The sequence below is a fragment of the Flavobacterium sp. 3HN19-14 genome, assembly GCF_051373205.1.
Classification (GTDB): Bacteria; Bacteroidota; Bacteroidia; order Flavobacteriales; family Flavobacteriaceae; genus Flavobacterium.
On record NZ_JBPPZT010000001.1, the window covers coordinates 784,544 to 808,841 of the forward strand.

The following is a 24,298-nucleotide window of genomic DNA, read 5'->3' on the forward strand; positions in this document are numbered from 1 at the left end:
GGTTGCGTTTACGGCAAAAAAAACCCGAAATAATCGGGTTTCATAATTTATGCATTGGCTTTCTCTTTTATATCAGCCTTGATTTTTACTTCAAGCTCATCTGCCAGTTCCGGATTATCTTTAATCAAGGATTTCACCGCATCACGGCCCTGTCCTAATCTGGTTTCGCCATAACTGAACCATGACCCTGATTTTTTGATGATTTCAAATTCTACAGCCAAATCAAGGATTTCTCCAGTTTTAGAAACGCCTTCGCCATACATGATATCGAATTCTGCCGTTTTGAAAGGCGGCGCGACTTTGTTTTTCACGACTTTTACTTTCGTGCGGTTACCAATTACGTTCTCGCCATCTTTAATTTGTGAAGAACGACGGATGTCTAAACGCACGGAAGCGTAAAATTTCAATGCATTTCCTCCCGTCGTCGTCTCCGGATTTCCGAACATTACACCGATTTTTTCACGCAACTGGTTGATGAAAAATACGGTACAGTTCGTTTTGCTGATAGTCCCGGTTAATTTTCTCAAAGCCTGTGACATCAATCTTGCATGCAACCCCATTTTAGAATCGCCCATTTCGCCTTCAATTTCACTTTTCGGCGTCAAAGCTGCCACCGAGTCGATCACGACAATGTCAATCGCCCCTGATCGGATCAGATTTTCGGCGATTTCCAAAGCCTGTTCGCCATTATCAGGTTGTGAAATAATGAGGTTTTCAATATCAACATTTAATTTTTCAGCATAATTCCTGTCGAACGCGTGCTCAGCATCAATAAATGCTGCGATACCACCGGCTTTCTGGCATTCTGCAATAGCGTGTAAAGTTAAAGTCGTCTTTCCTGAAGATTCAGGTCCAGTATATTTCAATAACGCGGCCTTTCGGGTAACCGTTTACGCCCAATGCCAAATCCAATCCTAACGATCCGGATGAAATGGTTTCTACTTCTTCAACGGCTTTGTCGCCCATTTTCATCACGGTTCCTTTTCCGTAGGTTTTGTCTAACTTGTCAAGGGTTAACTGTAATGCTTTTAATTTTGATTCCCTTTCAGAATTTTTCGAATCCTTCTCTGCACTCATTTTTTCTTTCATTTTAATTTGCTTATAAAATTGCTACTCGCTTATACTCTGCGTAAAAATACTTCTTTTTCGAGTAGTCAACATGGGTTTCAAAAGCAGATATTAACAATTTTTTGGACGTAAATCACACAATTATTAAGTAAATTGTTCTGTGTTTGATCGGTTTTTCGTCAATAAATATATATTCCGTACTTTTGTGTGCAATTTTTTACAAAGAATGGAAAAGCTTATTTCGTATCCGGTTTCGGTAATTTATTATTTCTGCTTTAGCCTTTGCCTGCTGATTTTTCATCCGATTCAATGGATTTGTTTCAACGTTTTCGGCTATCAGGCACATAAGAAAAGCGTCGATTACCTGAATTTTTGTTTGTTAAAATGCACCAATCTGCTCGGAACGCGATACACGATCAGGAACAGAAATCTGATTCCGGAAAATGTGCCTGTGATATTTGTAGCAAACCACCAGAGTTTATACGATATCATCGCCATCATCTGGTACATGAGAAAGTCACATCCAAAATTCGTCAGCAAGAAAGAATTGGGAAAAGGAATTCCGAGTGTCTCGTATAATTTGCGTCACGGCGGCTCGGTTTTAATCGACCGAAAAGACCCGAAACAAGCCATTCCGGTCATCAAGGGAATGTCTGAATATATCGAAAAATACAAACGCTCTGCAGTGATTTTTCCGGAAGGAACGCGCAGCAAAGACGGGCAGCCGAAGGAATTCGCGCAAAGCGGACTCAAAATTCTCTGCAAATACGCGCCATCAGCTTATGTTGTGCCAATTACGATTAACAATTCATGGAAAATGGTAAAATTCGGTTTTTTCCCGCTTGGTCTCGGAAATCGCCTTACCTTTACCGTTCATGAGCCGATAGCAGTGAAAGATTTTCCGGTTGAGGAAATTCTCGAAAAAGCCGAAAAAGCCGTTGTTGGAGGAATAAGAAACTAAACATTGATTGCATTTTTCTGAAATCTGCAATCTGCAATCTAAAATATATGTCAATAAAAAACATCCGCCTGGAAGTAATGCAGTTCCTGGAAGCCAAAGTCGACGGTTTTGTGCAGGAATACCTGATTCCGATTGAGAAAATCTGGCAGCCGTCGGATTTTTTGCCCAATTCTGAAGGCGATAATTTTTTCGAGGAAGTAAAAGAATTGCGTGAAATCGCAAAAGAATTGCCGTATGATTTCTGGGTTGTACTCGTTGGCGATACCATCACCGAAGAAGCACTTCCAACCTACGAATCGTGGTTGATGGACGTTGAGGGTATCGACAATGTCGAGCGCAACGCCTGGTCAAACTGGGTGCGCCAATGGACAGGCGAGGAAAACCGCCACGGCGATTTGCTCAACAAATACCTTTATTTGTCAGGGCGTGTGAACATGCGCGAAGTCGAAATGACCACGCAACACCTCATTACAGACGGTTTCGATATCGGAACCGGAAGAGATCCTTACAAAAATTTCATTTATACAAGTTTTCAGGAACTGGCGACTTATATTTCCCACAACCGCGTTTCGCAACTGGCCAAATCTTACGGCGACAAGAAATTGTCTAAAATGTGCAAGATGATTGCAGGAGACGAAATGCGCCACCACCATGCTTACAGCGAATTCGTGAACCAGATTTTTGCCGTTGATCCGAGCGAAATGATGCTGGCTTTTCAGCACATGATGAAACATAAAATCGTCATGCCTGCAGGATTTTTAAGGGAATCGGGAGCGAAAATCAGTTCGGCTTTCGAGCAATTTTCTGATTCGGCACAAAGAATCGGCGTTTATACCGCCAATGATTACGTAGACATTTTGCAAAAACTCAATTCGATGTGGCAGATTGACAAAATCAGCAACCTTACGGATGAAGCCGAAAAAGCACGTGATTATCTGATGAAATTACCGGCGAGAATGGCGCGTGTTTCGGAAAGGCTTGTCATTCCTGCAGAATCGCAGATTTTTAAATGGGTAGAACCGGCGAGACTTTAATTAGTCAATTAGATAATTAGCGAATTAGATAATGATTTGATTAATCAATAAATAGCCGTTTGCTAATTACCTAATTTTCTCATTGACTAATTTTCTAATTCTCATGAATCCTGATTTAATAAACACCACAATCTCATTCGTAAAGCAACAACTAAAAGGCGCAGAAGGCGGCCACGACTGGTTTCACATCGAGCGCGTTTATAAAAATGCATTGCTGATTGCAAAAGAGGAAGATTGCGATTTGCTTGTGCTTCAGTTAGGCGCGTTACTGCACGACATCGCCGACAGTAAATTTCATGGCGGAGACGAATCTGTACGGCCGATGACAGCACGAAAATTTCTCGAAATGCAAAATATTCCAGAAGAAGTAATTGCCCACGTCGTCAATATCATCGAAAATATCTCCTACAAAGGCGGCAATTTTCAAAAGAAATTCACTTCAAAAGAATTGGATATTGTTCAGGACGCCGACCGTTTAGATGCGCTCGGAGCCATCGGAATTGCACGCACTTTCAACTATGGCGGATTTAAAAACAGAGCACTATATGATCCGGAAATCCAACCTTCCTTAAATATGTCGAAAGACGAATACAAGAAAAGTGGAAGTCCGACGCTCAATCATTTCTACGAAAAACTGCTTTTGCTGAAAGACAAAATGAATACCGAAACCGGCAAGAAAATCGCCTTGCAGCGCCACGAGTTCATGGAAGATTTCCTTTCGCAATTCTACGCCGAATGGAACGGCAACAAATAAAAAAGCCGTACTGTAATTAACAACACGGCTTTTTCGGGGGTTTAAAAATCTAAATCTATCGTTATTCTATTTCAGAAACTCTTAAGGTGTTGACCATTCCCTTGTCGGTTACCGGCATTGCCGCCAGGTTGATCAGGAAATCGCCTTTGTCTACAAAACCTTTCGATCTTGCAATTTCGTTGACATCGGTAACGGTGTCATCGGTGCTGACAAATTTATCATAATAAAACGATTTTACGCCCCAAAGTAAATTTAATTGTGTTAAAATTCTTTTATTCGACGTAAATACCAGAATATGAGCCGATGGGCGCCATGCCGAAATCTGGAAAGCGGTATAACCGCTGTTGGTTAAAGTACAAATCGCTTTCGCCCTGATTACGTTCGCCATCATCGCTGCGTGGTGGCATATTGACTTGGTAATGAAGCGTTTGGTTCTTACTTGTGGCGTGTTTTGCGGCACCTGGATTAGCGGAGAATCTTCAACAGCTTCAATAATCTGCGTCATTTTTTCGATTACCTGAACCGGATAATTTCCTACAGAAGTTTCTCCGGAAAGCATCACGGCGTCTGCGCCATCCATTACAGAATTCGCAACGTCGTTCACTTCGGCACGTGTTGGTGTTAAACTCGTAATCATCGTTTCCATCATTTGTGTAGCGATAATCACCGGAATTCTTGCCGTTTTGGCGCGGTTCACTAATTTTTTCTGGATTAATGGTACTTCATGCGCAGGCACTTCAACGCCCAAATCACCACGGGCAACCATCAGACCGTCGCAGTAAGCAACGATTTTGTCGATATTTTCAACACCTTCCGGTTTTTCGATTTTGGCTACGATTGGAATTTTATGGTCGGAATGTTTCGCGATTAATTCCTGCAATTCAATCAAATCTTCAGCGGTTCTTACGAATGAAAGCGCAATCCAGTCAACTTTCTGCTCAATGGCAAAAATGGCGTCGCGGATGTCTTTTTCGGTCAAAGCCGGCAAAGAAACTTTTGTATTCGGAAGGTTAACCCCTTTTTTAGATTTCAACGGTTCGCCCTGAATAACTTTACAAACAACTTCTGTCGTTCCGTTGGTTTCCAAAGCTTCGAACATCAATTTTCCGTCATCGAGAAGGATTTTTTCGCCGGGATTCACATCACGTGGAAATTCCTTGTAATTCATATAAACCCTTTCGGCAGTTCCCGGAATGTCTTCTGCGGTCTGGAAAGTGATGATGTCGCCCGGATTTACAACCACATCTTCTTTCATCACGCCAACGCGTAATTTAGGTCACTTGCAAATCGGCAAGAATGGCTGTGGTGTAACCGAATTCATCGCTAAGACCGCGAATTAAGTCTATTTTTGATTTCACGTCATCGTAATCGGCATGGGAAAAATTCACACGGAAAACATTCACTCCGGCTTCAATCATGTCTTTCAGGACTTCGCGTGTACTACAGGCTGGCCGAAGTGTGGCTACGATTTTCGTTTTTTTGTTCGTCGGCATTGGTGCTAAAAAATTAAATTGTTTTTTGATTTTATATGTTGGATGTCAACGCTGTAAACGGCTGAAATCCTGTCAATCGTGTTGATATTCTTTGTTATCGCTGCGGTTGAAGATTGGGCATTTTCAACTTTCAAAAAGTAATCGACTTTTTTGAATTCGGGCAACAGGTAAACTTTGGTTGAAACTTCCATCGACGTGTCGGCGAAAAGGCTTTGCGAATTTTGTTTTTTCTGAAGTGTTACTTCGTTTTTATTCTGGATTAAATTCCATGAAATTTCCTTTTCTGTATCTTCGAAAATAAATCTTGAAAACCGCGTTTCGCCTTCTTTAATGGCAATTTGGATTTCATCTTTGCTTTTCTGAAGCCGCACAGGAAGCTTTTGGTTGATGTAATACGCCAGGCGGAAATCCTCTAAAGCAGTGTGAATGGCGATGAGTTCGTAATCGACTTCGTCAAATTCATCAAGTTGCAATTTATGAATGGCCATATCAATCCAAAATAGGCTGTAAATATACCATTTCTATCCTACAAAAAAGCGTGAGATTTTGAAGTTAACGTTAAATTATTTACGAAAACGTTATAGTTTTAAGGAATTGCTTTTATTTTGTGTTAATTTTTTCCTGAAATGCAAAATATTTGTTTTTGTCGCGAAGACACAAAGTCACAAAGGCGCAAAGTTTAAAAGCCTATGCGTTGATTATTTATTGTTCATTTTTTCCTGAAAAGCGAAATAAGCCCGTTGAGCAGCTTTTTCCTCTGCTTTCTTTTTGGAAACGGCGCGCGCTTTTGCAATGACCTTGTCGTCGATGCTTAATTTCACTCCGAATAATCTTTCGCCGCCAATCCCGTTGTCTTCAAAAACGTCAAAGTGGAAGGATTTTTTTTCTTTCTGGCACCATTCGATCACAAGGCTTTTATAGCTGATGACTTTGCCTTCGAGTCTCGGAATGTCGACGTAAGGTTCGATGACGGCTTTTTTGATGAATTTCTCACAACTCGGATAACCCAAATCGAGGTAGATGGCACCAATTAAAGCTTCAAAAATATTGCCGTGGATATTTTCTCCGAAATGCTGCGGCGGTACTTTGCTTTCAACAAAACGAATAAGATTTAAATCTCTTCCGAGTTCATTCAGGTGTTCCCGGCTCACGATTTTAGAGCGCATTTTCGTCAGATACCCTTCGTCGCCGCCGGGAACTTCGTTAAACAAATGCGCAGCGATGACAGAACTTAAGATAGAATCCCCAAGAAATTCCAGTCTTTCATAACTCAACGGATTTCCCTTATCATCAGTTTTGTTGGAAGAACGATGCGTAAAAGCGAGTTTATAGCAATCTAATTTTTGCGGCGGAAAACCAAGGATTTTCTCGATTTCGCCAAAAAAAATCCCGCCTTCAGGAGCACGGGATTTCGAAAATATTTTTTTTAGTATGCGCATTAACTATTATGGTACTAATTTTTTAAACAAAACGCAGGCGTTGTGTCCGCCAAAACCGAAAGTGTTGCTCATCGCTACGTTCACTTCACGTTTTTGCGGTTTGTTCAAAGTAAGGTTCAACGACGGATCGATGTTTTCGTCAACAACGGTATGGTTAATTGTTGGTGGAATCAAGCTGTGTTCCATCGCCAAAATCGACGCGATCGCTTCAATTGCACCAGCCGCGCCAAGCAAATGCCCGGTCATCGATTTGGTCGAATTGATATTGATGTTTTTCGCATGTTCTCCAAAAACATTGCTGATTGCCTTTAGTTCTGCAACATCGCCAAGCGGTGTTGAAGTTCCGTGTGTATTGATGTGATCGACCTCTTCAGGATTCATTCCGGCGTCGCGCAACGTGTTTTTCATTACGGCAATTACACCAATGCCTTCCGGATGCGGAGCGGTCAGGTGATAAGCGTCAGATGACATTCCGCCACCGCCGACTTCACAGTAAATTTTCGCGCCTCTTGCTTTCGCGTGTTCATATTCTTCTAAAACCAAAGCGCCGGCACCTTCGCCCAAGACGAATCCGTCGCGCGTGGCATCGAATGGTCTTGAGGCCGTTTCGGGGCTGTCATTTCTCGTAGAAAGTGCGTGCATCGAGTTGAAGCCGCCCATTCCGGCAATCGTAACTGCCGCTTCAGAACCGCCCGAAATGATGACATCGCACATACCCAGACGGATATAGTTGAACGCATCGATCAGCGCATTCGCTGAAGAAGCACAGGCAGAAACAGTGGTATAATTCGGACCCATATAGCCATTACGCATAGAAATATGCGCAGGAGCGATATCGGCAATCATTTTCGGTATGAAGAAAGGATTGAATTTCGGAGTACCATCGCCTTTGGCGTAATACATCACTTCTTCCTGGAAAGTCTCCAGTCCGCCAATCCCAGCGCCCCAAATTACGCCAATGCGGTATTTGTCTGAATTGTCGTGTGTGATTCCGGCATCTTTGATGGCTTCGTCACTCGCAGCAATTGCATATTGGGCAAATTTATCAAGCCTGCGCGATTCTTTGCCGTTGCATATAATCTTCAATATTGAAGTTTTTGACCTCGCAGGCGAATTTGGTTTTGTGCTTTTCGGTATCGTAGTACGTAATCGGAGCAGCTCCGCTAACGCCGTTGATCAAAGCATTCCAGTATTCCTCTATATTATTCCCGATGGGAGTCAGGGCACCTAAACCTGTTACAACAACCCGTTTTAATTCCATGCGTGCAATTTTATAGTTTTGTGTGTAAATAACAATACCTATGCTTGCTTCTATGTATAATCATAAAAAGACATAGGTATTAAATATCTAAGTGATTGGTTCGCAATCAGTAGTTGAATAAAAATAATAACACCCGCTACTTTGTGGGCAAGCGGGTGATAAAATGTATTATTTTTTTGCTTCTTCGATGTAAGAAATTGCCTGACCTACGGTAGCAATGTTTTCTGCCTGATCGTCCGGAATCTGGATGTCAAATTCTTTTTCGAACTCCATAATAAGCTCTACCGTATCTAATGAATCAGCTCCTAAATCATTGGTGAAGCTTGCTTCTGTTACCACTTCGTTTTCGTCAACGCCTAATTTGTCTACGATAATCGCTTTTACTCTTGATGCAATGTCTGACATAATCTTAATTTTTAAAATTTAATTTGTTGGCAAAAATAAAAAACTTTATTTTAATACAACGCTTTAGTTAATAAATATGACTACTAAATTAGAAAATTAATTTAACAAACACTCCAAAAATCGGCATAAAATCATTTATTATTCTTTTTTTGTAACGCTAATTTTCCGCCAAAATGAAAAATATCGTCCTGTTCGCTTCGGGTTCGGGCAGCAATGCCGAAAACATTATTTTGCACTTTCGTGGCAATGATTCGGTGCGCGTAACGGCAGTTTTCTGCAACAATCCGAATGCGGGCGTCATCCAAAAGGCAGAAAATCTCGGAGTTCCTGTCGTTTTATTTTCTAAACCTGAATTGTCAGAAAAAATAGTTTTGCACAAATTAGAAGCATTCCGCCCGGATTTGATTGTATTGGCCGGATTTTTACTCAAATTCCCGGATAACATCATCGAAGTTTATCCGAATAAAATCATCAACATCCATCCGGCGTTACTACCAAAATACGGCGGAAAAGGTATGTATGGCATGAACGTTCATAACGCTGTTTTAGAAAATAAAGATATCGAAACCGGTATTTCCATTCATTATGTCAACGAACATTATGATGAAGGCAGGATTATTGCGCAGCACAAGATTGTGATTGATGATTGCGTTTCCGCGGAGGCGATTGCAAATAAAATCCATCAGTTAGAAAAGGAATATTTTCCGAAAGTTATAGAACAATTATTAAGTTCAAACTGACCATTCGCTAATTCGCTAATTTTCTCATTATCTAATTCAATGTCACACCAAGTCCACATCTACACCGACGGCGCTGCTAAAGGAAATCCCGGAAACGGCGGTTATGGCGTAGTAATGGAGCTCGTTGGCACACCTTATAAAAAAGAATTCTACGAAGGTTTCCGGCTTACGACCAACAACCGCATGGAGCTTCTCGCGGTCATCATCGGCCTCGAAAAACTCAAAAACCCGAACATGACGGTTTTGGTGGTTTCGGATTCTAAATACGTAATCGATTCTGTCGTAAAACGCTGGGTTTTCGGCTGGGAAAAAAGAACTTCACAGGGAAAAAGAATTCCGACCTTTGGATGCGTTTCCTCAAAATCTACCGCCAGCACAAAGTCGATTTCAAATGGGTAAGAGGCCATAATAACCATCCGCAAAACGAACGCTGTGACCAATTAGCGGTAATGGCGTCGATGCAGGAAAAATTGTCTGTTGATGCTTTTTATGAAAAGGAAGAAGCGAAGCTTTTATAGTGGCAGTCTTCAGACCGCAGATAGCAGGCTGCAGTCTGAAACCTGCCGACTGCAGCCTGAATACCGAACACCGAACACCGAACACCGAACACCGAACACCGAACACTCCCTTGCAACATCCAAACTTATCAACTATCTTTGCACCTTTAATTCCAAATTCAGGAAATGAACAAATTATTGATAGTCGGAACAGTTGCTTTCGATGCCATTGAAACCCCTTTCGGGAAAACAGATAAAATCCTGGGCGGCGCCGCCACTTTCATCGGATTGTCAGCTTCGCATTTCAACCTGAAATCGGCTATTGTCTCAGTAGTAGGAGACGATTTTCCACAAGAATACATCGACTTGCTGACCAGCAGAAACATCGATGTGACCGGACTCGAAGTCGTAAAAGGCGGCAAGACTTTCTTCTGGAGCGGCCGTTACCACAACGATTTGAATTCGCGTGACACGCTTGTAACTGAACTCAATACGCTTGCCGATTTCAACCCGGTCGTTCCGCAGAATTTCAAAGATGCTGATGTTGTAATGTTAGGGAATCTACACCCAATCGTTCAAAGCAGCGTTCTGAACCAAATGGACAAACAACCGAAACTAGTCGTTCTTGATACGATGAATTTCTGGATGGATTGTGCGCTTCCGGAACTACTCGACGTTATCAAACGCGTCGATGTGATTACCATCAATGACGAAGAAGCACGCCAGCTTTCAGGTGAATATTCTTTGGTAAAGGCTGCAGCCAAAATCCACACAATGGGACCTAAATATGTCGTCATTAAAAAAGGAGAACATGGTGCGCTTTGTTCCATAATAAAGAAGTTTTCTTCGCACCGGCATTGCCGCTTGAAGAAGTTTTTGATCCGACAGGTGCAGGCGACACTTTCGCAGGCGGATTTTCGGGATTCATTACGCAAAGCGAAAATATTTCTTTTGAGAATATGAAAAAAGCCATCATCCACGGCTCGAACCTCGCTTCTTTCTGCGTAGAAAGATTCGGAACCGAAAGGATGCAGCAGCTTGACAGACAGGAAGTTCAAAACCGCCTGAAACAATTCAAAGCGTTAACGCAGTTCGACATCGAAATAGAATAAACAAAGTGTGCCCCGAAATTCCGGGGCATTTTTTATAGATTAAATTAAAAGATTTAGTTTAAACCGTAAAGAGATTTAACTACATTAAGCCTTAATGACCTTAATCTCTTAATGGTTTAAAATCTTAATTTTCAGATTAAAATTACACAACTACAAACTAAACACAATGAGCGACGCCATCAAACACGAATGTGGAATTGCCCTCTTAAGACTTAAAAAGCCACTCGATTTCTACAAACAGAAATACGGTTCGGCATTCTACGGCATACAGAAAATGTATTTGCTGATGGAAAAACAACACAACCGCGGTCAGGACGGCGCCGGTTTTGCATCTATCAAACTGGATGTAGAACCCGGCGAAAGATACATCAGCCGTGTACGTTCCAACGATGCGCAGCCAATCCAGCACGTTTTTGCGCAAATCAACGAGCGCATCAATGAAGAAATGGCTGCAAATCCTGAATATGCCGAAAATGTAGCCCTTCAGAAAAAAAACATCCCTTATATAGGAGAATTATTTTTGGGGCACGTGCGTTACGGCACTTTCGGTAAGAACAGCATTGAAAGTGTCCATCCATTTCTTCGTCAGAACAACTGGATGCACAGGAACCTGATTGTTGCCGGAAATTTCAATATGACCAATGTAACCGAGCTTTTCAATAGTCTGGTTGAGCTAGGGCAGCATCCGAAAGAAATGGCTGATACCGTTACCGTAATGGAAAAAATCGGGCATTTCCTCGACGATGAAGTAACCGATTTATACCAGGAATGCAAAAACGCCGGATTGTCAAAACGCGAAGCTTCTCCGGTAATCGCAGAAAAACTCGAAATCGCCAAAATCCTTCGCCGTGCTTCAAAAGGCTGGGACGGCGGTTATGCAATGGCAGGACTTTTCGGGCATGGCGATGCATTCGTTTTCCGTGATCCGGCAGGCATTCGTCCGGCTTATTTTTATGAGGATGATGAAATTGTCGTTGTTGCTTCAGAGCGCCCGGTAATTCAGACAGTTTTCAATGTTGCTTTCGAAAAAGTGCAGGAATTACAACCGGGGAACGCTTTAATCATCAAGAAAAATGGCAAAGTTTCCGAAGAGCAAATCATCGTTCCAACCGTAAAAAAAGCCTGTTCGTTTGAGCGGATTTATTTTTCAAGAGGAAGCGACGCCGAGATTTATAAAGAAAGAAAAGACCTCGGGAAATTAGTGCTTCCGGCGGTGCTCAATGCGATTGATCAGGACACAGACAACACGGTTTTCTCCTACATTCCGAATACGGCGGAAACTTCATTTTACGGAATGGTTGAGGCGGCACAGGATTTTTTAAATGACCGCAAGAACAAGCACATTCTTGAAAACCAAAAGACACTTACGGAACAGACTTTAAAGGAATTGCTTTCCGTAAAAATCCGCACCGAAAAAATCGCGATAAAAGATGCCAAACTCCGCACGTTTATCACCGAAGACAGCAGCCGCGATGATTTGGTCGCACACGTTTACGACGTGACCTATGGCGTAATTCAGCCGACTGACAACCTTGTAATCATCGATGACAGTATCGTTCGCGGCACGACTTTAAAAATGAGCATCATCAAAATGATGGACAGGCTGAAACCGAAACGCATCGTAATCGTGTCGTCTGCACCGCAAATCCGTTATCCGGATTGTTACGGAATCGACATGGCGAAACTGGAAGGTTTGGTAGCTTTCCGAGCGGCTTTAGAGCTATTAAAAGAAAGAAATTTATACCATATCGTTGACGAGGTTTACCAAAAATGTAAATCGCAGCAAAACCTTAAAGATGCTGAGGTTGTGAATTATGTAAACGAAATTTACGCGCCTTTTCATCCGCAGGAAATCTCCGATAAAATTGCAGAAATGCTGAGTTCTCCGGAAATCAATGCCGAAGTAAAAATCATCTTCCAGACGGTCGAAGATTTGCACAAAGCCTGTCCTAAAAATCTCGGCGATTGGTATTTCACAGGCGATTATCCGACGCCGGGAGGCAATCGCGTTGTGAACCGCGCCTTCATGAATTTCTATGAAGGTAAGGATGCAAGAGCTTATTAATTTCGCAAAAATCGCACATTAACGATTATAATGGCATTTCGTCTAAAACATTTGCTCACTTTCTAAGGTCACAGTACTTTAGCTGAACCATGGAATTAGTAGGTTAAGTTTATGGTAGATTTGGGGCAAAAAGGGTGAAAGCAATTTCACCTTTTTTATTTGGTATAAGTCGGAGAACAGAGTCAAGAGACAAGAATCAAGACTTCTTCGTATTATCCATAAAATCTTGGTTCTTGCCTCTTGATTCTTTCCTCTCTAAACGAATTGATAATCGGCAAAAGCACTTTTGATTTCCTCAAAAACCAAAGCCAGTTCGGAAGCAGAATCTGTAGTCACTAATTTCTGCCTGTAGTCTTTAAAGTTGTGAATATTTTTGAAGTAATTGGTGTAATGGCGGCGGGTTTCTACAAATTCCGACGCGTTCGCCTTTCCATTCGATTGCCCATTTTAAATGATTTTCAGCAGCTTCTATCCTGTCTTGCATGGTAGGAACAGGCAGATGTTCGCTGGTTTTGACGTAATGCTTGATTTCGTTGAAAATCCATGGATAACCAATGGCAGCGCGGCCAATCATAATGCCGTCGACACCGTATTTGTTTTTATATTCTAATGCTTTTTCGGGCGAATCGATGTCGCCATTTCCGAAAATCGGCATTGTGATTCTTGGGTTGTTTTTCACACGCGCGATGTGCGACCAATCAGAATGGCCTTTGTACATCTGCGCTCTTGTGCGTCCGTGAATCGATAATGCCTGAACACCGATATCTTGTAATCTCTCGGCGACTTCGTCGATGTTGATGGAGTTTTCATCCCAACCCAAACGCGTTTTTACGGTCACTGGTAAAGTCGTACTTCTGATGACGGCTTTCGTAAGACGTACCATCAAATCGACATCTTTCAAAACCCCGGCGCCGGCGCCTTTGCAAACGACTTTCTTTACGGGACAGCCGAAATTGATGTCGATCAAATCGGGATTTACGGCTTCAACGATTTTGGCACTCATCGCCATCGCTTCTTCATCGCCACCAAAAATCTGGATGCCGACCGGTCTTTCGTAATCAAAAATGTCGAGCTTTTGTCGGCTTTTAATCGCATCGCGAATCAATCCTTCACTTGAGATAAATTCAGAATACATCAGGTCGGCACCATGCGCTTTGCACAACCTGCGGAATGGCGGATCGCTCACGTCTTCCATAGGCGCCAGCAATAGCGGAAAATCGGGTAGTTCTATGTTGCCAATGCGTACCATATCTGAATTTTTGGCAAAATTACGAATTTAACCGCAAAGTTCGCTAAGCTGGCGCAAGGTTCGCAAAGTTTTGTCCTGAGACGCTTGTGAACTTTGCGAAAAATCTTTGCGCCTTTGCGGTAAAAGATCTATCCGCCGACATTTTCACCACCGTTGGGATGAATCATCTGTCCGGTGATGTAAGAACTGTCTTCCGAAGCCAGAAATACGTAAGCCGGCCCCACTTCAGAAGGTTGTCCTGCTCGTTTCATCGGCGTTGTCGCACCAAATTTTGCAACATGTTCTTCGTCAAAACTTCCGGGAATTAAAGGCGTCCAGATTCTGACCGGGCGCAACGCCATTAACACGAATTCCTTTCTCGACCAATTGTTCTGCCATTGAGCGCGTGAAGGAAACGATAGCGCCTTTCGTGCTGGCGTAATCAACTAAATGACCGCTGCCGTGATAAGCTGTTATAGAAGCGGTGTTGATGATATTATCGCCTTTTTTGAAAGTTTTCAAAGCTTCTTGTGTTGTGAAGAAAAACGGAAAAATATTCGTTTCAAAAGTGACGCGGAGTTGGTCTGAAGTAATTCCGAACAAATCATCCTGTGGGAATTGCATCGCGGCATTATTCACCAGAATATTCAGTTTTCCAAATTTTTCGATGGTTTTGCTGACGATTTCACGGCTGAAATTTTCCTCTTTCAAATCGCCTTTTAGCAGAAGACATTGCTGTCCTTCGGCTTCGATTAAACTTTTCGTGATTTCCGCATCTTCGGTTTCATTATAATAAGAAATCGCGACGGCGGCGCCTTCACGGGCGAAATGAACGGCTACGCTTCTGCCAATACCGCTATCGCCGCCCGTAATCAGCGCAACTTTTCCTTTGAGTTTTTCGCTACCTTTATAATTGTCACGGATATATTCCGGTTGCGGATGCATTTCGGTTTCCTCGCCGGGCTGCGATTGGTGCTGCGGCGGGAATTGTTTCGGCTGTTCCATGATTGCTTGTTTTTGTTTTACAAAATTGTGGCAATCGGGGCAAAAATGTTTTATAGGATTTTGAGGAAGTATTATATTATTTGCCCGCTAATAACGATTTGAATTTTTCGATCTGACGGCGATGCCTTAAAATATGTACAATCGCGTGTTCTGTTATTTGTTCAATGTCGTATTTCTGGCCCTAGGAAGTTTTCATTTTGTGGGAATTGCGGTATTCTTCGAGTTCGTTATCGGTAATATTTTCAAAAGTTGCGACTGTAAAAACCATCATTTTATTCAAATCATCGATATATTCTGAAATGGTATTCCGAAGTGTTTTCGCTGGCCTTTCCAAATCCATATTTCGTAATTTTCGAATGTAAATGCAATAAGCAAAACAGGCATTCACGACATGCGCGAGAACAGTCTGGATTGATTTACAGTCTGAATTCTGAGTTTCAGCATCAACGATCCGTTTTAAATCTTCATTCGAAATTATCGAAATCACCCGTTGTAAATCAGCAATCACTTTTTGATATTCGTCGAGCAAAGCTTCAACGGCATTTTGATTTTTCATCGGAAGATATTATTTAAATTTTATAAGATATAGAAAAAATACTGTAATCTTTTTCGCCTTTTTTGGAAGTAGCTTTGTTAGTACAGCAAACAAAACCAGCGATGGGTATAAAACATAAAGATATGAAAACGAATTCCAACATAGCAGAACCGGATGCCAAAAGACATTTCTCTAAGATTGACGCTTCAGGAACCGACCCGAACCGATATGGAAGTATTTTCAATGAAGATGAAGCGGAGCAATATATCAATCCGGAAGATTCGAGTTGTGCCAGCCTGATTCCGGGCGTAAAAGGCAACATTAGTACTATCGAAAGAATTCTGACGGTCGCCGCCGGAACCTATTTATTGTACAGTGGGTTATCAGGAAAGCATAAAAGCGTCGCCAAAACATTGGCCGGAGGTACACTATTGGCGCGTGGCATTGGCGGGTATTGTCCGGTTTACGATGCCGTTGGAAATAGTCAAAAATTAAGTGGCAACAATGTAAATATCCATACTACTGTCACAATCGACAGGCCGGTTGATGAGGTTTATAGTTTTTGGAGAAACCTCGAAAACCTGCCGAGATTCATGAGCCATCTCGAAAAAGTGGAAGAAACAAATGGCATTACATCTGAATGGACAGCCAAAGGCCCGGCCGGTATAGGAAGAATTTCGTGGACTGCACAAATCCTGATGGATGAAAAGAACGAACTTTTGAGTTGGCATTCACTTCCGGATGCGACAGTTGAAAATGCCGGAAAAGTTCGATTCACGGATAACGGAGACAGCACAGATTTAGATATTACGATTTCCTATCATGCACCACTTGGAATTGCCGGTGAGGCAGCCGCAAAATTACTCAATCCGGTTTTTGAGAAGATGCTGAAAAAAGATATTGATAGCCTGAAAACTTTTTTAGAAACGGAACCAGGCATAGCACCAATAATAAATATTTGAAAGCACCGATATCATTCATTGTTTCGGTGTTTTCTGTTTTAAACTAACAAAAGATGACAGCTTTTTTCAGTAAAAAGACATTGCATAGCAGCTGGACAATCCTGAAGGATACTTTTACCAGTTTTACCGAAGACCGTGCGCTCAAATTCAGCGCCTCACTCTCTTATTATACGATTTTCTCATTAGCGCCATTATTGCTGTTGATGATTTCGCTAGCCGGTGTTTTCTTTGGAAGGGATGCGATTCAGGGACATGTATTTTCCGAAATCAATGGCCTTATCGGAAACAGCGCTGCTGCGCAAATTCAGGACATTATTAAAAATATGGAGCTTTCGGGAAAGACCAATACGGCGGTTATAATCGGTGCAGTAACGTTAATTATCGGTGCAACAACGGTTTTCGGAGAGATTCAGGATTCAATTAATATTATCTGGCGTGTAAAAGCCAAACCAAAAGAGGTTGGGTAAAATTGTTGAAAGACAGGTTGCTTTCCTCATCATTGATTGTAGGTTTGGGGTTTTTATTGATTGTCTCGTTGATGGTAAACGGACTGCTCACAGCTTTTAGTGACTGGCTCAAGGGTTATTTTCCAGATGTGACAATTATCCTTTTCCATGCATTGAACATCATTATCGGATTTAGCGTAATAACATTGTTGTTTGGCGTGATTTTTAAAGTATTGCCAGATGCAAAGATTACATGGAAAGATGTAAGGGTTGGTGCTTTTTTCACAGCCTGCCTTTTCATGCTGGCCGTTACCTTATTGGATTATACATCGAATTGGGCGGCACGGCTACAGCTTATGGCGCGGCAGGTTCGTTGATTATTATTTTAGTGTGGGTATATTATACGGCAGCGATTTTATATTTCGGGGCAGAATTTACAAGGGTTTACGCAGAATTTACCGGTGCACGAATCGAACCGGCAGATTATGCGGTCTATGTGGAGCAGCTTGAAAAAGAACGGAAAGTTGCTGTCCTGCCAAATACCGCCGAACCTAATGACCCCAATGAATAATGCAACAAATTGCCAAAAAACTGTAAAGAATTCCAGTTACAGATGAAGTAAATTTGAATAGAAAATGTATTTCCTATGAGTGCAAATGACCAACATCGAAAAGATGCTAATAACGAAGCGGAACCACGTAATATTGATTCGAACGAGGTAGATTTTAAGCATCCCGGAAAAATTGACAAGGCAGCTGAAAATAATACTGTCAACCGCAACATCGCAAAGCATGACGACACTTACACCGCGTTTGATGACCACATCGAAGGCGATATTTCTCAGGTCGATGAAGGAACGATTGACCTTCAGGAAAAAAACAACCGCAAACACGAAGTCGGCGAACGCGATATCATGAGTACCGAGTCCAGAAATCCGGACGAAATCAACAGTACCGATAACCGCGACCACAAAGACAGCACAACCGATTGGGATGCCGAGCAAAATCAAACCGGTCGCCATAAATAACAACAACTCAATTTAATTACAACTGGAAAGCGCTTTCGGATTCGTCCGGAGGCGTTTTTTTCGTTTTGGATTTCCCTTTTATCTTCGGATGGAAACCACTATATTTGCCGATTGAACCTAATGTGGTTTATAGCACTGAGCGTTAGGGATTACCTTACGGTCAGTTCGGCCTTGACGGCCTCGGGTGAGGCGGTATGCTTTTTGTTTTTTACGGAAGTTGAAGTGAAGCAGAGAAGTTCCAAGCAAAAAGATTGAGCCGAAAGCCCGGCCCGCAGGGAAACGCCCCATAAAAAAGTATAAGAAAAAGATGAAACATATCAGGAATTTTTGCATTATCGCCCACATCGACCACGGAAAAAGTACGCTCGCCGACCGCCTTCTGGGCGCGACGCAAACCGTTACGGCGCGTGAAGAAAAGGCGCAACTGCTTGACAACATGGATCTTGAAAGGGAGCGCGGGATTACGATTAAGAGCCACGCGATCCAGATGGAATATAAATATAAAGGCGAAGATTATATCCTGAACCTGATTGATACGCCGGGACACGTCGATTTTTCGTATGAAGTTTCGCGTTCGATTGCCGCTTGCGAAGGTGCGCTTTTGATTGTTGATGCGGCGCAGAGCATTCAGGCACAGACGATTTCGAACCTTTACCTGGCTTTGGAAAATGATCTGGAAATCATTCCGGTTTTGAATAAAGTCGATTTGCCGAGTGCTAATCCGGAGGAAGTAAGCGACGATATTATTGATCTTCTGGGATGCAAACTGGAAGATATTATTCACGCTTCGGGGAAAACCGGTTTTGGCGTGGAGAACATTTTGGCGGCGATTATCGAAAAGATTCCTGCCCCGAAAGGTGATCCTGAAGAACCATTGCAGGCATTGATTTTTGATTCGGTTTACAATCCGTTTCGCGGGATTGAGGTTATTTTTCGTGTAAAAAACGGCGAAATCAGGAAAGGCCAGAAGATTAAATTTATGGCGACCGGCAATGAATATTTTGCAGATGAAATCGGGACTTTGAAATTGAACCAAGTGCCGAAGCAGGTGATTTCTGCCGGAGATGTAGGTTACTTAATTTCCGGAATCAAAGAAGCGAAAGAAGTAAAAGTGGGCGATACGCTGACCGATGCGAAAACGCCGACTACCAATATGATTACGGGTTTTGAAGATGTGAAGCCGATGGTTTTTGCAGGAATTTATCCTGTTGATACCGAAGATTACGAAGAATTGCGCAACTCGATGGAAAAACTGCAGTTGAACGATGCTTCACTGGTTTTCCAGGCAGAAAGTTCTGCGGCTTTGGGATTTGGTTTCCGTTGCGGGTTTTTGGGAATGCTGCATATGGAAATCATCCAGGAAAGGCTGGAGCGCGAGTTTGATATGACCGTGATTACGACCGTTCCAAACGTTTCGTATATGGCGTATACCAAGAAAGATCCGGATAAGGCGACTGTGGTGAACAACCCGTCAGATTTGCCGGAACCTTCGCGCCTGGATCGTGTTGAAGAGCCTTACATCAAAGCGACCATTATTACGAAATCTGATTATGTCGGGAATGTAATGTCATTGTGTATTGAAAAACGCGGCATCATTACGAACCAGACTTATCTGACGACTGAACGCGTTGAGCTTAATTTTGATATGCCTTTGGCGGAAATCGTTTTTGATTTTTACGACCGTTTGAAGACTGTTTCTAAAGGATATGCATCGTTTGATTATTCGCCGATAGGAATGAGGACATCGAATTTGGTGAAAGTTGATGTGTTGTTGAATGCGAATCCGGTTGATGCGTTATCGGCGTTGATCCACGCGGACAATGCGTATCATATTGGCAAGAAAATGACGGAAAAGCTGAAGGAACTGATTCCGCGCCAGCAATTTGATATTCCGATTCAGGCGGCGATCGGTGCAAAAATCATCGCGCGTGAAACCGTGAAAGCGTTGAGAAAAGACGTTACCGCCAAATGTTACGGTGGTGATATTTCGCGTAAGCGTAAACTTTTGGAAAAGCAGAAAAAAGGAAAGAAGAGAATGCGTCAGGTGGGGAATGTTGAGATTCCTCAAGAGGCTTTTATGGCGGTTTTGAAGCTTAACGACTAGTTAGTTTTTCACCACGAAGGCGTTAAGACATAAAGTCGCTAAGAAATATTACAAACTCTGGTATTAATTTACCGGAGTTTTTTTATTGAAACCTTCGGAAAAACTTAATGCCTTTGCGTCTTCGCACCTTTGTGGCAAATAACGTCACGCACAAACTTATCAAAATCCTAACACAAAAACCTCTGCAACTTTGTACCTTTGCCCCTTTGAAACTAAAAAAATGATCGAAGACAAAACACCGCAACGCACGTCGATTGCCCAGTTAGGCGAATTCGGACTCATAAATCACCTGACCAAAAATTTCGGAAACATCCAGCCTTCAACTTTAAAAGGCATTGGCGATGACGCCGCGATTCTGGATTTTAAAGATAAAAAAGTTATCGTTTCGACTGATTTATTGATTGAAGGCGTGCATTTCGATTTGGCTTATATGCCTTTGAAACATTTGGGATACAAATCAGTTGTTGTAAATGTGTCTGACATTTGTGCGATGAATGCCAAAGCCACGCAGATTACGGTTTCTGTGGCGGTTTCGAATCGTTTTCCGCTCGAAGCATTGGAAGAATTATTCGCCGGAATTACACTTGCCGCGAATGAATATAAGGTTGATGTAATTGGCGGCGATACGACTTCTTCCCAAAAAGGACTCATCATCAGCATTACTGCGATTGGTGAGGCCGATGCGAATGAAATTGTTTACAGAGACGGGGCAAAAGAGAACGATTTACTTATTGTAACAGGCGATATCGGCGCAGCATATATGGGATTGCAAGTGCTTGAACGTGAAAAGCAGGTTTTTTTGGTTAACCCGAATTCGCAACCAGATTTAGACGCCTATACTTATTTGATTGAAAGGCAATTGAAACCTGAGGCAAGGAAAGATGTGCGCACTTTATTGCATGCGCTTGAAGTGAAGCCAACATCGATGATTGATATTTCTGACGGACTTTCTTCAGAAATCCTTCATTTGTGCAAGCAGTCAAATGTCGGTTGTAATTTATACGAAGACAAATTGCCGATTGATCCGCAACTGATCAGCGCCTGTGAGGAATTCAACCTTGACAGTACAACAGTTGCTATTAATGGCGGCGAGGATTATGAGTTGCTATTCACTGTGAAGATGGAGGATTTCGATAAGATAAAAGGAAATCCGAATTTTACGGTTATCGGACACATGACACAGGAAAGTGAAGGCATTCATTTGGTGACACGCGCCAATACTAAGATACAGCTAAGGGCAAGAGGCTGGGATGCGATGGAGGAATAAAATCCCAAAAATCGAATTCCAAAAAACAAATAAATTCCAAATTCCAATTTGAACGCATGGTGACTTTTCAGTTGGAATTTGGAATTTTCTTTTTTTGGGATTTATGAAATTGCTATGTTGCTTCTTCGTTGATCATTTTCAAAACCGTTTCGCTGAAATACCTTTCGTTGGAAATGATTTTTTCGAAAGCGAGCAGCATTTCTTCAAAAGTCAGGTCGTTTTTAACTACGAGTCCGTCCGGGTTAATGGCATCTGCAAAATATTTAAATTTCAGTTTTTCGGTATGCATGGTCAACAGGACGATTTTGCAATTGGGCATTCTTTCGCGCAAAAGCAAGGCAAGATCGATTCCGGATTCTATGTTGTTTTCAGGATAATTTGGAATACTGATGTCGAGAAAAGCAACATCAAAATCATACGGACTGTTGACGATTGCCTCGTAGCCGGTTTTTCCGGAATCGGCATTCACAGACGGAATGTCATACTCCTCGGGCTTGTAGCGGTCAAGGGTGTTGCGGTACGCTTGTAGGATAAACGGATGGTCATCGACCATCAATACCTGGATTGTTTTTTTCATTTGGGGGTGTTTTGGGGTTTGTTTTATAGTATAATTTGTTGTTATGTTTTGGATAAAGGTAATTCAAATTTCAATATGGTGCCTTCGCCAGGTTCAGTTTCTACCTGCATGGTGCCGTTTGAATCGGTAATTCTGGCTTTCATATTGAGCATTCCGATGCCTTTTTTCTTGCGGGCGTAAATGAATCCGACGCCATTGTCTTCGACCGTTAGTTTGATTTGGCCGTCGATTTCTTTAAAGGCAACATTGACGCGTTTGGCATTGGCGTGTTTGTTAATGTTTTGGAAAGCCTCTTGTAAAATACGGTACAAATTAATTTTGGCCATATTTTCTACTTGGTTCCAAACAATCGATTCATCGACGGAAAAACTGATTTCTGCCTTACACACTTTGCGTTGTGTTTCAATGAAATTGTTGACCATCAATAGAAAGTTATTAAAAACGGCTGTTTTCTCAGAATTCAGATCGTGCGAAATTTCACGAATTTCCTGCTCGAGGGTTTTAAGTTCGTCGATGTAAACATCGCGTTCAGCTTCAGCTTCTTCATCTCGCTTGCGGTTTAGGACGCCTAAATTCATGCGTGTGCCGAATAATTTTCCGAGTACGCCGTCGTGCAGTTCCTGTGCGATGCGTTTCTTTCTGACTGGCGCACTTCTTCGATTTTGTTCTGCTGGTTGAGCATGAGCTGGTAAATTTCCTCATTGGCTTTTTGCTGTTCCTGAACGAGTTTGAGTTCGCGGTTTTTAGCGGCCTGAAAGCGAATAACGAAGATTAGGACACCTAATAAAATTATTCCTAAAGTGATGTAGATTAGGGTTTTTCTTTGTTCTATTAGTTGGGTTTTTTCTATGGCGAGTTCGTCGGTTTCGAATGCTATTCGTGATAATTTATTTCTCACTTTACGTTCTCCTAATTGCATAGAATCGTTGATGCGTATATATTCATCGGAAAAGATTCCTTTCTTATTTGGCTCTAAGATGGATTTTTGTTTTAAACTTTTTAAAACGTCTGTAGCAATTTTATTTTTTTTTGCTACTTGATAAGCTTCATTCACTAGCGCTATTGCTTTTATAGTATCTTTTTTATATGCGTAGTATTCTGAAAGATTTAATTTGCCACTTATAATTCCAGGGATATTATTTATGCTATCATTAATTTTAAGCGCTTCATAAAATAATGCTGGCGACGTTGTTAGTTGGGCGCTTCTAAATTCACAATAAGCCAAATTATCTTTTAAATTTGCATACAACGAGGTTTTATCGGTAAAAATGTTTTTTTGCGCTAACCCTTTTTTAAAATATTCTATAGCCTTATTATAGTGATTAAGTTTTAAATAAAGATAACCTAAATTATTTAGAGATGTAGCAACTGCTTGATATTCTGGATATATATTTTGTTTATTTGCAATTTCTAAAGCTCTTTGATGATATTCAAGTGCCTTGTCGGTTTCGGACAATTCGCTGTAGATTATCCCTAAAATGTTATTTGCCTCAAATTGCATAACGTCATCATTTGATGTTTTTAAATATCTCAAGGCCTCGAAAACTGATTTTTCACTACCAACAAAATCTTTTTCATTAAATTGTAATACAGATTGATTCAATAGCGTTTTTGCGATATTTGTATTATCCTTTAGATTTTTATAGATTTTTTCTGCATTTCTGTAATATGAAAAAGCACTGTCGGAAACGAACCTGTTTCCATAATAATCACCAAGATAATTGTATGCTTTGCCTAAACTGAGGCTGTCGGTTTTTTCTTCGGCCTTTTTTAATATTACAAAAACAATTCTCTTATATTCTTCCATTGCATTCATATTGAAGTATCGATTTGCAACTTTAAAATAGTTTACACGATTCATTGAATCGTTTTGCTGAGAATTAATGATGTATAGTGCCTTTGAATTATATTTATGACGCGATTCAAATGATAATTGCTCATCATTTGCTTTTTCTAGATATTTAGAGAGAGAATCATTATTGTTTGTTTTGATGGATAAGCGATTGTCATTATGACAAGATATCATGAAGAATATAAAGAACAAATATGTTAAGTAATTTTTATCCACAAAAATCATATCCATCAAAAATAGGAAATCTATCTCAATAAAAAAGGCTATCATTCGATAGCCTTTTTAATATATTTCAATGTAATGGATTAGTCTAATTTTTTACCACCTTGTAATTGAGGAGTTCCTTTGAATTGTGCAATTAACGTTCCATCTGCCTTATCTTTCTTAACCTCTCTCCCACTATAAGAAGTCAAACCAACGATTGCTACTAATAAAACTGCTGCGATTAAGATAATTTTTTTCATGA

The 24,298-nt window shown here is 41.5% G+C and carries 18 protein-coding genes and 8 pseudogenes; 13 read left to right on the top strand and 13 right to left on the bottom strand.

Annotated elements, in window-relative coordinates; genetic code table 11:
* Nucleotides 1–47: 47 nt before the first annotated feature.
* Nucleotides 48–1,089: pseudogene (recA, locus tag ACSLFW_RS04090) on the bottom strand (recombinase RecA).
* 205 nt (nucleotides 1,090–1,294) lie between these two features.
* Between recA and ACSLFW_RS04095 the strand changes: the two are divergent.
* The 3 genes from ACSLFW_RS04095 to ACSLFW_RS04105 all read left to right on the top strand — a co-directional run bounded on the left by ACSLFW_RS04095 (nucleotide 1,295) and on the right by ACSLFW_RS04105 (nucleotide 3,817).
* Nucleotides 1,295–2,029, top strand: a complete 735-nt coding sequence (locus ACSLFW_RS04095) for a lysophospholipid acyltransferase family protein (RefSeq protein WP_436554752.1) — start codon at nucleotides 1,295–1,297, stop codon at nucleotides 2,027–2,029.
* A 47-nt stretch (nucleotides 2,030–2,076) separates the two neighbouring features.
* Entirely contained in the window at nucleotides 2,077–3,063 is a 987-nt protein-coding gene (locus ACSLFW_RS04100) for an acyl-ACP desaturase (protein ID WP_436554753.1), read from the top strand.
* Between the two features lie 103 nt (nucleotides 3,064–3,166).
* Nucleotides 3,167–3,817 (top strand): HD domain-containing protein, encoded by a 651-nt coding sequence (locus ACSLFW_RS04105; RefSeq protein WP_436554754.1) that lies wholly within the window; start codon nucleotides 3,167–3,169, stop codon nucleotides 3,815–3,817.
* 61 nt (nucleotides 3,818–3,878) lie between these two features.
* On the opposite strand, the pseudogene pyk reads toward ACSLFW_RS04105, so the two are convergent.
* The 5 genes and pseudogenes from pyk to ACSLFW_RS04130 form a co-directional block, all read right to left on the bottom strand.
* Nucleotides 3,879–5,310, bottom strand: a pseudogene (gene pyk, locus ACSLFW_RS04110) (pyruvate kinase).
* Nucleotides 5,311–5,315: 5 nt separating this feature from the next.
* Nucleotides 5,316–5,798: an IPExxxVDY family protein gene (locus ACSLFW_RS04115; RefSeq protein ID WP_436554755.1), complete on the bottom strand. Its 483-nt coding sequence runs from the start codon at nucleotides 5,796–5,798 to the stop codon at nucleotides 5,316–5,318.
* Nucleotides 5,799–6,008: 210 nt separating this feature from the next.
* On the bottom strand, nucleotides 6,009–6,749 hold the full coding sequence (gene rnc, locus ACSLFW_RS04120; protein WP_436554756.1) for a ribonuclease III: 741 nt from the start codon (nucleotides 6,747–6,749) through the stop codon (nucleotides 6,009–6,011).
* Between the two features lie 6 nt (nucleotides 6,750–6,755).
* Nucleotides 6,756–8,010 (bottom strand): annotated as a pseudogene (gene fabF / locus ACSLFW_RS04125) (beta-ketoacyl-ACP synthase II).
* 168 nt (nucleotides 8,011–8,178) lie between these two features.
* A complete protein-coding gene (locus ACSLFW_RS04130; protein ID WP_007137004.1) occupies nucleotides 8,179–8,415 on the bottom strand; it encodes an acyl carrier protein in 237 nt (78 codons plus the stop codon).
* Nucleotides 8,416–8,588: 173 nt separating this feature from the next.
* Between ACSLFW_RS04130 and ACSLFW_RS04135 the strand changes: the two genes are divergently transcribed.
* The 4 genes and pseudogenes from ACSLFW_RS04135 to ACSLFW_RS04150 all read left to right on the top strand — a co-directional run bounded on the left by ACSLFW_RS04135 (nucleotide 8,589) and on the right by ACSLFW_RS04150 (nucleotide 12,829).
* Nucleotides 8,589–9,155 carry a phosphoribosylglycinamide formyltransferase gene (locus ACSLFW_RS04135; RefSeq protein ID WP_436554757.1) on the top strand — a complete coding sequence of 189 codons (567 nt, stop codon included), beginning with the start codon at nucleotides 8,589–8,591 and terminating at the stop codon, nucleotides 9,153–9,155.
* 39 nt (nucleotides 9,156–9,194) lie between these two features.
* A pseudogene (rnhA, locus tag ACSLFW_RS04140) lies at nucleotides 9,195–9,673 on the top strand (ribonuclease HI).
* A 165-nt stretch (nucleotides 9,674–9,838) separates the two neighbouring features.
* Nucleotides 9,839–10,764 (top strand): annotated as a pseudogene (locus ACSLFW_RS04145) (PfkB family carbohydrate kinase).
* A gap of 166 nt (nucleotides 10,765–10,930) precedes the next feature.
* Nucleotides 10,931–12,829: an amidophosphoribosyltransferase gene (locus ACSLFW_RS04150; protein ID WP_436554758.1), complete on the top strand. Its 1,899-nt coding sequence runs from the start codon at nucleotides 10,931–10,933 to the stop codon at nucleotides 12,827–12,829.
* Nucleotides 12,830–13,084: 255 nt separating this feature from the next.
* On the opposite strand, the pseudogene dusB reads toward ACSLFW_RS04150, so the two are convergent.
* The 3 genes and pseudogenes from dusB to ACSLFW_RS04165 form a co-directional block, all read right to left on the bottom strand.
* Nucleotides 13,085–14,078, bottom strand: a pseudogene (gene dusB / locus ACSLFW_RS04155) (tRNA dihydrouridine synthase DusB).
* Between the two features lie 128 nt (nucleotides 14,079–14,206).
* A pseudogene (locus ACSLFW_RS04160) lies at nucleotides 14,207–15,062 on the bottom strand (SDR family oxidoreductase).
* Nucleotides 15,063–15,243: 181 nt separating this feature from the next.
* A complete protein-coding gene (locus tag ACSLFW_RS04165) occupies nucleotides 15,244–15,618 on the bottom strand; it encodes a DinB family protein (protein ID WP_436554759.1) in 375 nt (124 codons plus the stop codon).
* Nucleotides 15,619–15,740: 122 nt separating this feature from the next.
* Between ACSLFW_RS04165 and ACSLFW_RS04170 the strand changes: the two genes are divergently transcribed.
* The 6 genes and pseudogenes from ACSLFW_RS04170 to thiL all read left to right on the top strand — a co-directional run bounded on the left by ACSLFW_RS04170 (nucleotide 15,741) and on the right by thiL (nucleotide 21,403).
* On the top strand, nucleotides 15,741–16,559 hold the full coding sequence (locus ACSLFW_RS04170) for an SRPBCC family protein (protein WP_436554760.1): 819 nt from the start codon (nucleotides 15,741–15,743) through the stop codon (nucleotides 16,557–16,559).
* 53 nt (nucleotides 16,560–16,612) lie between these two features.
* Nucleotides 16,613–17,026: a YihY/virulence factor BrkB family protein gene (locus ACSLFW_RS04175; RefSeq protein ID WP_436554761.1), complete on the top strand. Its 414-nt coding sequence runs from the start codon at nucleotides 16,613–16,615 to the stop codon at nucleotides 17,024–17,026.
* A gap of 56 nt (nucleotides 17,027–17,082) precedes the next feature.
* Nucleotides 17,083–17,576 (top strand): annotated as a pseudogene (locus ACSLFW_RS04180) (YihY/virulence factor BrkB family protein).
* 75 nt (nucleotides 17,577–17,651) lie between these two features.
* Nucleotides 17,652–18,032: a hypothetical protein gene (locus tag ACSLFW_RS04185; protein WP_436554762.1), complete on the top strand. Its 381-nt coding sequence runs from the start codon at nucleotides 17,652–17,654 to the stop codon at nucleotides 18,030–18,032.
* 307 nt (nucleotides 18,033–18,339) lie between these two features.
* Nucleotides 18,340–20,136: a translation elongation factor 4 gene (gene lepA, locus ACSLFW_RS04190; RefSeq protein WP_436554763.1), complete on the top strand. Its 1,797-nt coding sequence runs from the start codon at nucleotides 18,340–18,342 to the stop codon at nucleotides 20,134–20,136.
* Nucleotides 20,137–20,356: 220 nt separating this feature from the next.
* On the top strand, nucleotides 20,357–21,403 hold the full coding sequence (gene thiL, locus ACSLFW_RS04195; RefSeq protein ID WP_436554764.1) for a thiamine-phosphate kinase: 1,047 nt from the start codon (nucleotides 20,357–20,359) through the stop codon (nucleotides 21,401–21,403).
* Nucleotides 21,404–21,515: 112 nt separating this feature from the next.
* On the opposite strand, the gene ACSLFW_RS04200 is transcribed toward thiL, so the two are convergent.
* Genes ACSLFW_RS04200 through ACSLFW_RS04215 form a run of 4 tightly spaced genes read right to left on the bottom strand, consistent with a single transcriptional unit; the run spans nucleotide 21,516 to nucleotide 24,296 of the window.
* Nucleotides 21,516–21,980, bottom strand: a complete 465-nt coding sequence (locus ACSLFW_RS04200) for a response regulator (protein ID WP_436554765.1) — start codon at nucleotides 21,978–21,980, stop codon at nucleotides 21,516–21,518.
* A 41-nt stretch (nucleotides 21,981–22,021) separates the two neighbouring features.
* Nucleotides 22,022–22,558 carry a sensor histidine kinase gene (locus tag ACSLFW_RS04205; RefSeq protein ID WP_436554766.1) on the bottom strand — a complete coding sequence of 179 codons (537 nt, stop codon included), beginning with the start codon at nucleotides 22,556–22,558 and terminating at the stop codon, nucleotides 22,022–22,024.
* Complete coding sequence (locus ACSLFW_RS04210; protein WP_436554767.1) at nucleotides 22,555–24,102, bottom strand: tetratricopeptide repeat protein; 1,548 nt, start codon at nucleotides 24,100–24,102, stop codon at nucleotides 22,555–22,557. The genes ACSLFW_RS04205 and ACSLFW_RS04210 overlap by 4 nt, the downstream gene beginning before the upstream one ends.
* 35 nt (nucleotides 24,103–24,137) lie before the next feature.
* Nucleotides 24,138–24,296, bottom strand: coding sequence for a hypothetical protein (locus ACSLFW_RS04215; RefSeq protein WP_436554768.1), 159 nt, complete (start codon nucleotides 24,294–24,296; stop codon nucleotides 24,138–24,140).
* Between the last annotated feature and the right edge of the window lie 2 nt (nucleotides 24,297–24,298).

Coding starts and splice junctions, on each gene's coding strand:
- ACSLFW_RS04170 (WP_436554760.1), top strand. CDS start 15,741: ATGAAAACGAATTCCAACATAGCAGAACCGGATGCCAAAAGACATTTC.
- ACSLFW_RS04115 (WP_436554755.1), bottom strand. CDS start 5,798: ATGGCCATTCATAAATTGCAACTTGATGAATTTGACGAAGTCGATTAC.
- ACSLFW_RS04095 (WP_436554752.1), top strand. CDS start 1,295: ATGGAAAAGCTTATTTCGTATCCGGTTTCGGTAATTTATTATTTCTGC.
- ACSLFW_RS04165 (WP_436554759.1), bottom strand. CDS start 15,618: ATGAAAAATCAAAATGCCGTTGAAGCTTTGCTCGACGAATATCAAAAA.
- ACSLFW_RS04135 (WP_436554757.1), top strand. CDS start 8,589: ATGAAAAATATCGTCCTGTTCGCTTCGGGTTCGGGCAGCAATGCCGAA.
- ACSLFW_RS04205 (WP_436554766.1), bottom strand. CDS start 22,558: ATGAATTTAGGCGTCCTAAACCGCAAGCGAGATGAAGAAGCTGAAGCT.
- ACSLFW_RS04215 (WP_436554768.1), bottom strand. CDS start 24,296: ATGAAAAAAATTATCTTAATCGCAGCAGTTTTATTAGTAGCAATCGTT.
- ACSLFW_RS04105 (WP_436554754.1), top strand. CDS start 3,167: ATGAATCCTGATTTAATAAACACCACAATCTCATTCGTAAAGCAACAA.
- ACSLFW_RS04185 (WP_436554762.1), top strand. CDS start 17,652: ATGAGTGCAAATGACCAACATCGAAAAGATGCTAATAACGAAGCGGAA.
- rnc (WP_436554756.1), bottom strand. CDS start 6,749: ATGCGCATACTAAAAAAAATATTTTCGAAATCCCGTGCTCCTGAAGGC.
- ACSLFW_RS04210 (WP_436554767.1), bottom strand. CDS start 24,102: ATGATAGCCTTTTTTATTGAGATAGATTTCCTATTTTTGATGGATATG.
- thiL (WP_436554764.1), top strand. CDS start 20,357: ATGATCGAAGACAAAACACCGCAACGCACGTCGATTGCCCAGTTAGGC.
- lepA (WP_436554763.1), top strand. CDS start 18,340: ATGAAACATATCAGGAATTTTTGCATTATCGCCCACATCGACCACGGA.
- ACSLFW_RS04100 (WP_436554753.1), top strand. CDS start 2,077: ATGTCAATAAAAAACATCCGCCTGGAAGTAATGCAGTTCCTGGAAGCC.
- ACSLFW_RS04130 (WP_007137004.1), bottom strand. CDS start 8,415: ATGTCAGACATTGCATCAAGAGTAAAAGCGATTATCGTAGACAAATTA.
- ACSLFW_RS04200 (WP_436554765.1), bottom strand. CDS start 21,980: ATGAAAAAAACAATCCAGGTATTGATGGTCGATGACCATCCGTTTATC.
- ACSLFW_RS04150 (WP_436554758.1), top strand. CDS start 10,931: ATGAGCGACGCCATCAAACACGAATGTGGAATTGCCCTCTTAAGACTT.
- ACSLFW_RS04175 (WP_436554761.1), top strand. CDS start 16,613: ATGACAGCTTTTTTCAGTAAAAAGACATTGCATAGCAGCTGGACAATC.